11 protein-coding genes are annotated in these 11,602 nt (G+C 45.9%); 3 read left to right on the forward strand and 8 right to left on the reverse strand.

Features of this window, described 5'->3' with window-relative positions; genetic code table 11:
- The first annotated feature begins 75 nt into the window (after window positions 1–75).
- Entirely contained in the window at window positions 76–2,187 is a 2,112-nt protein-coding gene (recQ, locus tag CLV93_RS14280; RefSeq protein ID WP_106542912.1) for a DNA helicase RecQ, read from the forward strand.
- On the opposite strand, the gene CLV93_RS14285 is transcribed toward recQ, so the two are convergent.
- From CLV93_RS14285 to CLV93_RS14300, 5 genes are all read right to left on the reverse strand, one after another.
- Complete coding sequence (locus CLV93_RS14285; RefSeq protein ID WP_106542874.1) at window positions 2,184–3,230, reverse strand: glycosyl hydrolase; 1,047 nt, start codon at window positions 3,228–3,230, stop codon at window positions 2,184–2,186. The genes recQ and CLV93_RS14285 overlap by 4 nt on opposite strands.
- A 122-nt stretch (window positions 3,231–3,352) precedes the next feature.
- Window positions 3,353–4,294: a phosphatidate phosphatase App1 family protein gene (locus CLV93_RS14290; RefSeq protein WP_106542875.1), complete on the reverse strand. Its 942-nt coding sequence runs from the start codon at window positions 4,292–4,294 to the stop codon at window positions 3,353–3,355.
- Entirely contained in the window at window positions 4,266–5,180 is a 915-nt protein-coding gene (locus CLV93_RS14295) for a diacylglycerol/lipid kinase family protein (RefSeq protein ID WP_106542876.1), read from the reverse strand. Before CLV93_RS14295 ends, CLV93_RS14290 begins: the two co-directional genes overlap by 29 nt.
- 311 nt (window positions 5,181–5,491) lie before the next feature.
- Window positions 5,492–5,650: a hypothetical protein gene (locus tag CLV93_RS20275; RefSeq protein WP_153637053.1), complete on the reverse strand. Its 159-nt coding sequence runs from the start codon at window positions 5,648–5,650 to the stop codon at window positions 5,492–5,494.
- Window positions 5,651–5,935: 285 nt separating this feature from the next.
- Window positions 5,936–6,868: a formylglycine-generating enzyme family protein gene (locus tag CLV93_RS14300; RefSeq protein ID WP_211297857.1), complete on the reverse strand. Its 933-nt coding sequence runs from the start codon at window positions 6,866–6,868 to the stop codon at window positions 5,936–5,938.
- A gap of 250 nt (window positions 6,869–7,118) precedes the next feature.
- Between CLV93_RS14300 and CLV93_RS14305 the strand changes: the two genes are divergently transcribed.
- On the forward strand, window positions 7,119–7,469 hold the full coding sequence (locus CLV93_RS14305; RefSeq protein WP_211297858.1) for a DUF4174 domain-containing protein: 351 nt from the start codon (window positions 7,119–7,121) through the stop codon (window positions 7,467–7,469).
- Between the two features lie 202 nt (window positions 7,470–7,671).
- The gene (locus tag CLV93_RS14310; protein ID WP_146142033.1) at window positions 7,672–8,331 is read left to right on the forward strand and encodes a hypothetical protein; all 660 of its coding nucleotides are present in this window, start codon (window positions 7,672–7,674) and stop codon (window positions 8,329–8,331) included.
- Between the two features lie 5 nt (window positions 8,332–8,336).
- Here the strand turns inward: CLV93_RS14310 and CLV93_RS14315 are convergent, their stop codons facing one another.
- From CLV93_RS14315 to CLV93_RS14325, 3 genes are read right to left on the reverse strand one after another with little or no spacing between them, the layout of a single operon-like run.
- Window positions 8,337–9,341, reverse strand: a complete 1,005-nt coding sequence (locus CLV93_RS14315) for an ABC transporter ATP-binding protein (RefSeq protein ID WP_106542879.1) — start codon at window positions 9,339–9,341, stop codon at window positions 8,337–8,339.
- On the reverse strand, window positions 9,341–10,378 hold the full coding sequence (locus CLV93_RS14320) for an iron ABC transporter permease (protein ID WP_106542914.1): 1,038 nt from the start codon (window positions 10,376–10,378) through the stop codon (window positions 9,341–9,343). The genes CLV93_RS14315 and CLV93_RS14320 overlap by 1 nt, the downstream gene beginning before the upstream one ends.
- 27 nt (window positions 10,379–10,405) lie before the next feature.
- On the reverse strand, window positions 10,406–11,554 hold the full coding sequence (locus CLV93_RS14325; protein ID WP_106542880.1) for an ABC transporter substrate-binding protein: 1,149 nt from the start codon (window positions 11,552–11,554) through the stop codon (window positions 10,406–10,408).
- Window positions 11,555–11,602: the final 48 nt, after the last annotated feature.

Raw genomic sequence — 11,602 nt, forward strand, 5'->3', positions numbered from 1 at the left:
ATTCACTTTCGAGAAAAAAGGCGAAGGCATTTCCAGACAGATCAGGAATTGTATCTTTGGGAATTTTTCACATCCATGATATACGAAACCCTCAGGAAATACTTTGGCTACGAAACCTTCAGGCCTTTACAGGAAGAGATTATTCAGTCGTTGCTCGGTGGTCGCGATTGCCTTGCCATTATGCCAACCGGCGGTGGAAAATCGCTCTGCTTCCAGCTGCCGGCACTGGTTAAAAAAGGAACAGCTATCGTCGTTTCACCACTCATCTCCCTGATGAAGGACCAGGTAGACGCTCTGCGCGCCAATGGTATTGGAGCAGCATACCTGAACTCAACGATTTCGGCTGCTGAATCGGTTCAAATCTTCAAGGATGTGATTTCCGGGAAAATCAAGTTACTGTATGTTTCGCCGGAAAAACTGCTTTCGCAGGATTTTTATCGCCAAATCAAAACCATCGACATCAGCCTGTTTGCTGTCGACGAAGCGCATTGTATTTCACAGTGGGGACACGATTTTCGTCCGGAATATACGCAGCTAAGCTTTCTTTCGCGTGAATTCAAAGCGCCCATCATTGCCTTAACTGCCACCGCTGATCGCATCACTCGAAGCGACATTGTGCAGCAACTCGGCCTGCGAAACCCGGAAACATTCATTAGTTCGTTCGACCGCGAGAACCTGAGCATTTCAGTTCTTCCCGGAAGGGACAAATTTGCCAACATCAAACGGTTCATTTCACAACGAAAGAACCAAGCCGGCATTATTTACTGTCTGAGCCGGAAACAAACGGAGCAGCTGGCTAACAAACTCAATGGTGAAGGGTTGAATGCGGTGAGCTATCACGCCGGCATGCCTGACACAGCGCGACAAACAGCCCAGGATGATTTCATCAACGACCGGGTGCAGATTGTCTGCGCCACCGTGGCCTTCGGCATGGGTATCGACAAACCGAATGTTCGCTGGGTAATTCATTACAATCTCCCGAAAAACCTCGAAAGCTATTACCAGGAAATCGGACGCGCAGGACGCGATGGGCTTCCGGCGGATACGTTGTTGTTCTACTCCTACCGGGATGTGCTTACGCTGAAACAGTTCATCGAGGAGAGCAAGCAAAAGGATTTGCTAACGCAAAAACTGGAGCGCATGCAACAGTTTGCCGATGCACGAACCTGTCGGCGAAGAGTTCTGCTTAATTATTTCAATGAAGCGTATGATAAGGACTGTGGCAATTGCGATGTGTGTCAGAATCCGCCTGCTGTTTTCGACGGTACCGTCATTGCACAGAAAGCACTTTCCGCCATTGCCAGGGTAAAAGAGCAAGTCTCCTCCGGCTTGTTAATTGATATTCTTCGGGGGTCAGCCCGAAAAGAATTGATTGAAAACGGCTGGGCTGAAATCAAAACATATGGCGCCGGCCGTGATATCTCCTACCGGGACTGGCAGGAATACCTGCTTCAGATGCTCAACATGGGCTTGTTCGAGGTAGCTTACAACGACAGTAACAAATTGAAATTAACGCTGCTGAGCCGCGATGTTCTTTTCGACGGAAAGAAAATCAACCTCGTTTCACCCGAAGAAGCGGAAAACCGCTGGCAACAGCAGCAGGAAAAACAACAGGTTCAGACCAAAGTGGAAGAGCTGGACAATGCATTGTTCGAGCATTTACGGACCGTCCGGAAAGAGTTGGCTGCCGAAAGAAATGTTCCACCCTACATCATTTTCTCCGACGCTACGTTGAAACAAATGGCGACTTCCAAACCGACTACTGAATTTGCCATGCGGCAGATTTCGGGTGTTGGTGAGTTCAAGTACGAACAGTTTGGACTCATCTTCATTCGCGCCATCATGGATTTCAACCAGTTTGGCGAAACCAATGAAAAGCAGTCGACCAACCGTTATCAAAAAACGTATGACTTCCTGCAAAAGGGATATACCCCGGAAGAAATAGCCGAACGATTAAACCTGAATATTGTAACGGTTTGCTCCCATCTGGCCTATTTGTACGAAAGCGATTACGATATTTCGTTGCATGAGTTTCTCGACAGGAAGGAGTTGCAGCAGATTGAAGAAGCCTTGCTCACGCCTGGCTTGAAACATGAATTGAAACCAGTTTATGAGCAATTAAACGGTGAAATTCCTTACCATAAAATCCGGCTGGGACTCAGTATCGTTAAGAAAGAACAAGGTTAGTTCTGGGTAGAATGCTCCCGGACAAATTCTTTCCATTCGGTCAACGTTAGCGTGTTGGGAGCATCGTACACCGCATCGATGTCGGCCGCTTTATTCTTTTCGGCCAGGTAACCACTCCAGCACATAAACCAACAGTACTTCGGCTGCTTAGCCAATGTATCAGGCGGTGGCAACTTCCCCACTTCGCCCAAACCAATCGGTTTTCCGTTCGCCAGCTTCAGTAAGTCATCGTAATCAGAACGCTGGAAATTTTCACTGTACACATCGGTTGCCAATACATCTACCACATCATCACCCGGATAAAAATCAGCATATGGCTTGACGTTGTTCCGGATTTCTGTTCCGTTGAAGACCCAAATCAGGTTATTCAAATGATGTACATTGACGAAGCGGTCGAACAGCATACGGTAAAGCTTTTTATACCTTTCGGGATTGCCACACCACCAAAACCAGTCACCGTTGGGCTCATGATACGGTCGCCATAAAACCGGGACACCGGCGTCGCGCAGTTCTGCCAGATAACCAGCAATGACATCGACCTGGTGGCACCAGCGCTTGTGCAGCCTGGTTCCGGGCGTTAACAGCTTGTTCCATTGTGTATCGGTCATTTTTGCCATCACATTATCGTCGAAAGTTCCGGGTTCATCATCAATCGGTCGGATGGCATGCCACATCAGGGTAATCACGAAACCTTCGTGATATTTACGAATGGCTTCTTCCATGTTTCGCTGCCGGAAATTAATGCCATCGAGTGAATTGGGAAGACTCTGGCCAAATTCCTGTCCCCACACGGCCGGATAATAACCGGTCAGCATTTTGGCTTCCTCTGTTCGTCCGGAAATAAACACCGGGTGATTGTGTTGTCCCGTCAACGTATATTTTCCACTAACATCGTATAACAGCTGCAGCAACTGTTTTGCCTCAGGCGAAGCATCGGGATTTACTGTAAATGCACCGGGCGTCCACTCAAGTGAAAACTCCTCTTCTCTTTCGCAACCGGAAATGAAGCTCATCAATAAAAGGAAAAGGAATAATTTTCGCATACCCGAGAAAATTTGGCACGCATCGCTGGCAAGGAGAGTGCCGGTTCAGTTTCTGTTAAGGCTGCCATTCATCAATGGCCTGTGAAAGATAGGAAATTAATACAATTCATTGGCGTGTGGGTTTACTGCAACAGGTTTTCGGGAAAGCTTCCGGCATAATGTAAGCCAATTCCCCGCGCTTTTAATTCTTTACTTACCCGGTAGACAATTCGCTGATTTCGCTCACTTTCCACCGCCCTGCGAATTATGATCTCGTTGATTTGCTTTGGGTAATCGGTGGCGGCCTGCATATAAATGCTTAAATCGTTTTGCGTGTTGTCCCCTACCAGGATGAATTTCTTTGCCGGAAAAAGCTGAATGATCTCCTCCAGAATTTCCAGCTTATGCAAATCCTTTCGTGGCAGTTTTCTTCCGGTTAATACGTGACGCATTTTCCGGAAATGTTTCAGAAAAACGGGACCGGGTGGCAAGTTATTCTGCCGCAGAAAACGGTAAATCAACGGATACAGATTCTGTTCGCTATTCGATAGGTAAAACAGTGCTGCCCCATCTTCGTGCAAACGGTTGATCAATCGAACCACGTTGTCCACGGTTTTCCGCTTTTCGACCCTGGTCAGCATTAACGTCTTAAATTTCAAAAGCTTTTTCGAAATAAAGGAATGAATCAAGGTATCGTCGATGTCTGAAATCACCAGGATATGTGTATCGAGATGACGAACCTGCCGGGTGAATAAATTCTCAGGAATATGTACTTCGGTATGTCCCAGAATGTGGACCTCCTTCAGGCATGTTGGTGTTTTCCTGAATTTCCGTTTACCAAAGAAAAGTCCATTCCGGTCTGTTTTCATTTCAATTGTGGCCGAATCGAACACCAATTGTACCCTGCACTGTTGACAACGGTTAGCCAGGTACAATGCAGCAATTCGGCGAAAGGTTTCCATCCGGGAATAGTCCGTAAACGAAAACTTCCGGTAATAACTGTAAATAAGTTGCCCGAACACAAGGGTCGTGCTACCGTTTGAAATGGCATGAAAACTAAGCAATACCGGTTTCTTCTTCCTCATCTTCACCTCCTGGTACGATTATCCTGACAGCTGACTCTATCGTCGATATGGTTAAGTGTTCCACTTTCCCTATGTATTCTCCATCAATCTGAAAGTCTACCTCCCGATTGATTTCAATTTCTGCTTCCTTGCAGCTGATTACATCAGAATACATCTCTTCATCGAGAAACAGCTCAAACTTGGTTAGTCCGAGATTGATCAGCTCCTCGAGCTGTATTTCCTGAAAATTACATATTTCGAAGCGCCCATCAGACATCGAGCCATTCAGCGACAAATAAACACCGGTTCCAAACCTCCGGGCATTGGCAAACGCCAGCATGTAGCCTTCTTTCCTGTAGGTTTCCCCGGGCGTTTTGATAGTATACTGCATCTGCTCGCTCTCCTGAAAAGCCCGGAAAAGATGCCTGGCATATCCGACCATCCGGCGGTCGCCTGACTGGGCATAATTTTTCACAATGAGCGCATTAACACCAATATCCCCCAGGTGAATTCCCAGATATTTTTCATTAAAGCGAAGGAGATCAATCGGTCGTGAAACCTGCCCCTTTACGGCCAGTTCCAACGCTTCAGGAAGAATTTCAGGAATCGTCAACTCGGTCGCCAATCCGTTAGCCGAACCTAACGGCAAAATACCTATCGGAATGTCCGTGTTTATCAGGTTTCTGGCAACCAGCAAAACCGTACCGTCACCACCACAGGCAACAACTCTGTCGGGACGGTACCAGTCGATTTCGGCTTGCAACGTTTCATCATCATTCTCGCCGGTTGTGTACCGAAACTTGAAGTCAAATTTCTCCCTCACCGAAAGCCAGTGAATGCGAAGGATGGTTTCATCCTTATCAATTCCTCCGGAAACAGGATTCATTACAAACAGAATTTTTTCCATTCAGCCACGTTCAATGATTTCTGAAAGCACTACATCTATTGATTATAAATGGAAAATAACGATTGTTTACCGGAAGAACAAATATTTTCCTCCCGGCACTGACGGACGGCATCCCGACTTTATCATTTGTCTCCACACCTAACAAAAATCCATTGATGTACCTACAAGATAATTGGGTACTTCTTTAGAAAACAAAGAGGTATTATATCAGGAAGAATACGTACGGGAGAACTATATATAGAACGTATCCAAACTTCCAGGCAACTTGCTGCCAGTTTTTTTTGGGGGAAAGATGTTCTCTAAATGAAAAATTACTCTCTGTAATGAATATTTTCGATATCGGTCGTTCCTTTACTGGATATCACATCCTTGATGTCATTCCATTCCCACGCAATCACCAACAGGAATACAATCAGCACTCCTGCCAGAAAAAATAATAACTCGCGTGGTGTTACTCGTTGAATCTTCATGGTCGATTGTTTTTTTGGATCTGAGTCTAATACTATTTATACAACAATAATTTGAATTATAAAGTAACTTTAAACTATCGGACGATCAATTGTTTAAATATTACCTCTAACAAACACAAAAAGGAAAGCTCGCCTGATTATCAGGTAGCTTTCCCTTTTCACACCAAGGGCAAGATAGGAATATAGCCGGAACTGTACAAGGATTTTAATAAGTTATATGCTTCAAAAGACATGTTTCTATAAGACAAGATGTATAGATAATTCGCTCTCTTATTCAGCTAGCTCTCATTCGCCGCTCCTTGCGCACCGAAAACCCATATTGAATAACGAAGTTTCAATCGAATTCATCGACCGGGCCGAAACGGTATAGCTGTAAGCGCCATTGGCATCGAAAAAGAATGAACCACCCCGAATGACGCGCACATTCTGATTGGGCTGAACGGTATACTCACCGCCTGGATAAGCTTCATAAACATCGGCACACCAGTTCCATACATTACCGCCCATGTCAGTCAGGCCGCAAGCAGTTTCACCATAATAACCTACCGGTGAAGTATAAACGAAACCATCAGCTCCCTGTCGGTCAGTTATTTGGTTGCCCTGCCATACATTGGCCTGATACTTACCATCAACAATCAATTTGTCACCCCAGCTGTACGTCGATTTATTTTCTCCGCCACAGCGTGCTGCATATTCCCATTCCGCTTCCGACGGCAATCGTTTTCCGGCCCATTCGGCATAAGCCGAAGCATCGTTCCAACTGACCTGTGTCACCGGATGATTGTCCGGAGCCTTCGGGCCATCGGGGCCAAAAGGATATTTCCAGGTAGCCCCCGGAACCAATTCCCATTGTCTCTTCTGAAAACTGAACACTCCCGCATCTCCAAAATTCTGAGCATCGGTCATGTAACCGGTGCTTTTTATAAACCGCCTGAATTCAGCGACTGTCACTGGTGTTTTATCGATATAAAATGATTTGACCGTTACCTGATGAACGGGCTTTTCATTCGACAAGCCCTTTTCCGAGCCCATCATAAACGTTCCGCCAACAAAGTGAACCATACCGGATGTATCGGCTTTGGACTGGCGTACTGGCTGCTTCAATTCTCTTTTGACTGTTGGAGATTTGCTTTCGGAATTAGTAGTATTCTTCCGTTGATGACATCCCAAAACGAACATCAAAACAATGAATGAGAGGACAAACAATCGGTTAGACATAGGCTTAGTTTAGAGGTTGATTGATTCTTTCGTTGAAAAAGTTCGCCATATCAAACAACTACGGCGATATGATGACAATTCCGTTTCAATCGTTAAAATACACATTCATCAGATACAATATCTGCCGAATTTAGTATCTTTTCAAAATAATTGAACAACACCTGTTATGCCGAATAAGCCTTTCCTTTTATTCCTTGCCTTTACTGTGTTCTTCATTTTTCGCCCAGTTACAACTGACGCTTCCAATCCTTTGAAACCCTACCTGTGGACGAATGTGGTAGTGCTCTATCAATTAAAGGCCGATCCGGTGAAAGAAGAACCGGCTTTTCAGCAAACTATCGACAAAAATTTTCAGCGATTCAAACAGGACAAACTGGTATTTATTGACTTAACGGGAAAAAATTCAGGAAAGTTGCATGCCCAACTTACTCCCGAAGCACTCGAAACCCTCCGGAAACGCTTTAAAACAGAGCCAAATAAGTCGACTTATGTCATTGTGGGCATGGACGGATGGGAGAAGTTCCGACAGACCGGACGCTTCAATCCGAGTCAATTTATTGACATAATAATGCAATATTCGTCTTCCAACTCCGAAAAGTAATTAACAATCGCCTCGCCGCTATCACTTGATTTCCTTATAATTGAACAATATATTTCTAACAATTGCCGAAATTGTTAATAACTGTTAAATGATTTTCTGGCATTGTGCCTCCTTTTTGCCGTAACTTTTTTCAAACCTAAGAAAACTAAGTGGCTATACTCGTTCAAGCCAATCATTCTAACGGGCATCTTTTAAAACCCCAATGATGAAGAAAAGAGCCATAACCGGGATGATGGTCTTTATATTTCTTTTTGCTTACCCCGGGAAAGCCGGTGTTGTGGATGATTATTCTTCCCCCCAAAATTCCCCTGAAAAGCTGATCGAAATCGAGACATCCCTTAAAAACAGCCCTGCCACCCAGCGATTGGTTAAGCACTGGCTGATTGGTGAAACCGAAGGTTACATTACGGCCTGGTATTACCACGATAAGTTATTCCTCATTGAGGAGTGCAGCTCCGAAGAGGGAGGTATGATGAAACAATCGTATCTCATCGACGGTCAGCAATTGCTGATGGCTTCGTTCCTTCGGATGGAATACGGATACGGTTCACAGCCGGATGAAGTACGATTCCTCGATACACGACGCTGCTACAACGACGGAACATTGCAGACAATGTTTCGCCGTTCAGACTTTCTCCGGCACATTGCCGGTGACTGGACAACAGCGCTCGACGAAGAGACGAATGTTCCATTCGAAAAGGTTGATTTCCGTCAGGGAGCATACTATGCTACCGACTTACGGCAATTGGAATATCTGCGTTTGAGATGGGAGAAACATGGCGTGCTGTTGTTGATGGAACATGCATCCAATTTGCAGGACCAACCGCTGGAAGCAACTGCCCCATTGCTGGCCCAGAAGTGAACCAACTACAGTTCACGCAGATAACGGCATAAATGATAAACCGAATAGAATGTTTTTTCACCGTTCGTTGTTCGAACCTGCCAGCAAGGTGGTTCTGACCGGACGGTGATTTCTATTTCGGTATCCGCTTCGTTGTTCATTTCTAGTCCGTTTCTTTCCAGCGCTTTTTGCGTCCACAACAACTCTGAACCGGCTCCCGTCAGCCGGGCTGTAAGCTTCGGGCGTCGTTTGATACGAAAATCGCCTTTTTCCATGTCGAAAACCAAATCCGACTTCTGGAACAGCAAAGGAAATTGTCCATTCAAAATCAAATCTTCCGGCGCTCCCTGAACCACATCATCCTGCAGCATCAACCAAATCATATCAACCTCACTGACAGCGATGTTCAAATCGTGAGTTGAGAAAATGATGGTCTTGTTTTTCTCCCTTGCCAGATGATGAAGGATGCTCACAACTTCGTATTTATTGGGTACATCCAGGAAAGCTGTTGGCTCATCGAGCACAATGATGTCGGTGTCCTGAGCCAGGGTCCGGGCAATCATGGCCCGTTGTCGTTCGCCGTCGGAAATCTGATTGATAGGCCGCGACTGGTATCCATTGAGGCCGACCATTCCAATAGACTCATTAACGATCCGGCGATCTTCATCCGTCAGCTTGCCAAACCAGTTGGTGTGTGGAAATCTTCCCAGAGCTACCATTTCGAAAACGGAAAGATTGGCAACACGAATGATTTCAGTGGAAACGAAACTCAGCGTCGTGGCCAGTTCCTTTTCCCGGTAGGACGCGATGGATTTTCCGGAAACTATAATATCACCGTTGATAGGCGGCTGGAAACCGGCTAATGTTCTTAGCAACGTACTCTTACCAATCCCGTTTCCCCCAATGAGTGCCACCAGTTCCCCCTTTTCCGCGCCAAGCGAAATGTTGCTTTTGACAATACGCTCCTTCCCACGCGAATCGCGGTAACCAACCGATACCTGATTCAGTTTTATGGTCTTGCTATCACTCATTAACTCAGGGCTCCTACTGTTTTATTTCTTAAGATAATCCAGATGACTACCGGAATTCCAAGCAGTGCCGTAACTGAATTGATGGGCAATGTCGATTCGGAACCGGGAAGTTGCGAGACGATATCGCTGAAAAGCATGGTTGCTGAACCGAGCAAAATCGTACCCGGAATCAAGCGTTGGTGGCGAGCCGTTTTTAAAGCCATACGCACGATATGCGGCACGGCGATACCGATGAAGCCAATGGGGCCACAGAAAGCCGTGATACTTCCGGCCAGAATACAAGTCGAAATAAAAATCAACACGCGGGCCAGTTGCACGTTCATTCCCATGCTGCGGGCATAATCTTCGCCCAGCAAAAAAGCATCGAGTAACTTGGCAGAAATAATGGCTAAAAACAGTCCCAGCAGAACTCCGGGTAACAATACCTGAAGCTGTGCATTGGTTACGCTACCCAAACTTCCCATGGTCCAAACCACGAATGATTTCAACATCGATTCGCTACTGAAATACTGCATGATGTTCACGATAGCCGAAGTCGCCGCAGAGAAAAGAATTCCCAATATCAGGATGGTCATAATGTCTTTTACCCGGGCTGAGACAGCCAGAATCAGCATGAGTATCACAGCTGCACCAATCCACGCTGCACCGGCAACCGACCACGCTCCCATAACACTAAAAGCTCCGGTTGCAAACAAGCTTCCGGCTCCCAACACCAGCAAAGCGACACCTAAACTCGCTCCGGAGCTGATGCCCAATACATACGGTCCGGCCAATGGATTCCGAAAGACCGTCTGCATTTGTAAACCTGCTACCGACAAAGCCGCTCCGGCCAAGAGTGCGGTCAACGCTTTGGGAAGGCGAAACTGCCGGACAATAGTCACCAGTTGCGAATCGACCTGACCGGGTGCAAAAAGCGCCTTTATTATATTACTTAGGGAAATATGATACGAACCGATGAAGAGATCGAGCACAAAGAATACAATCACCAGAACAGCCAGAAGAAAAAGGCTTCCTTCCGGGCGAAAACTCCGTTTCATCTTTGTCGCGTTTGCTTGCTCCATCAGTTAGTTTAATTGCCGGTAAAAATACAATTTTCCGTCGGTCTCTTTGTCGGGATGAAAGATGCGGACCAAATCTTTCAGAATCAAATCGGGCCTGACAACACCTTTTTCCCAATAATCGTTTCCGCCTCCGGCACTCATTCGGGCATTGTTGTTATAAACCTTGTGTTTTTTTACCGGTGGTAACGACGAAAAGCGGCTATCGACTGATAGCAAATCCTTAATCGAACCTGCAGTACCGCTGTTAATCCAGAAATCAGCAGACTTGGCTTTCATGAACACATCTTCGATGGATACCACAAAAGCATTACGGGAAGTATTTTCGTGCCAAAGATATTCACCACCAGCATCGTGAATCAGATTGGTCAAATTGGATTTTCCTCCGGCCATCCACCAGTTGTCTTTCCAGGGCAAACCAGTCAACACCTTCGGACGATAATCCACCTCAGCCACTTTCTTCTTGATCTGTTGATAATTCTTGTCAATCCGGTTGAACCACTTATCTGCCTCCGTCTCTTTTCCGTATATCGCGCCAAAAAATTTAATCCACTCGCATTTGGCCAGCGGCGTCCTTTCCAGGTACTCGCCCACCAACATCACCGGAACGCCGAGGTCTTTCAGCTTATTCAATTGTGCACTCACCTCTCCGTCGACGCCGTAGGTTAAAACCAAATCGGGCTTCAGGCTCAATAATAGCTCGTAGTTTAATCCCTGCGCATAGCCAACTTCCGATAACTGCTTATTGTGATATCGTTGAATGATAGACGAATCGGAAACCAGGTTAATATCGGGAATTCCGACCAGCGAGGAAGTTTCGTTCAGCGCTTCGAGAAAGCCCAGCTGCGTAGTAGAAAGACACACAACCCGTCGAACGGGCGTGCGAACAATGTTCTTGCCTTGCAAGGAAGCCGGTATTTTTTGATTTCGGGGTACCAGATAATAACTGTAGGAAACACCGGACGACTTCTGCCAGGGATTCAAAACCGTCAGTTTTTCGTAGGTCTTAAAATCCTTAATCGTAAACCCCCGGGCATATTTCGCTGACGTAGATACAAATGCACTTTTCCCTTCCGGTGAGGGGTGTTTTTTCGATTTGCATCCAAACAATAAAAGTGAAATGGATAAGGCCAGGAATAAGAGTTTACGAACCATCCGGTGAAAATTTTCCCAAAGGTAAGCCTAACTTTCGTTAACGAAAAA

The organism is Prolixibacter denitrificans (assembly GCF_003014495.1).
Taxonomy (GTDB): domain Bacteria; phylum Bacteroidota; class Bacteroidia; order Bacteroidales; family Prolixibacteraceae; genus Prolixibacter; species Prolixibacter denitrificans.

Coding starts and splice junctions, on each gene's coding strand:
- recQ (WP_106542912.1), top strand. CDS start 76: ATGATATACGAAACCCTCAGGAAATACTTTGGCTACGAAACCTTCAGG.
- CLV93_RS14285 (WP_106542874.1), bottom strand. CDS start 3,230: ATGCGAAAATTATTCCTTTTCCTTTTATTGATGAGCTTCATTTCCGGT.
- CLV93_RS14290 (WP_106542875.1), bottom strand. CDS start 4,294: ATGAGGAAGAAGAAACCGGTATTGCTTAGTTTTCATGCCATTTCAAAC.
- CLV93_RS14295 (WP_106542876.1), bottom strand. CDS start 5,180: ATGGAAAAAATTCTGTTTGTAATGAATCCTGTTTCCGGAGGAATTGAT.
- CLV93_RS20275 (WP_153637053.1), bottom strand. CDS start 5,650: ATGAAGATTCAACGAGTAACACCACGCGAGTTATTATTTTTTCTGGCA.
- CLV93_RS14300 (WP_211297857.1), bottom strand. CDS start 6,868: ATGTCTAACCGATTGTTTGTCCTCTCATTCATTGTTTTGATGTTCGTT.
- CLV93_RS14310 (WP_146142033.1), top strand. CDS start 7,672: ATGATGAAGAAAAGAGCCATAACCGGGATGATGGTCTTTATATTTCTT.
- CLV93_RS14315 (WP_106542879.1), bottom strand. CDS start 9,341: ATGAGTGATAGCAAGACCATAAAACTGAATCAGGTATCGGTTGGTTAC.
- CLV93_RS14320 (WP_106542914.1), bottom strand. CDS start 10,378: ATGAAACGGAGTTTTCGCCCGGAAGGAAGCCTTTTTCTTCTGGCTGTT.
- CLV93_RS14325 (WP_106542880.1), bottom strand. CDS start 11,554: ATGGTTCGTAAACTCTTATTCCTGGCCTTATCCATTTCACTTTTATTG.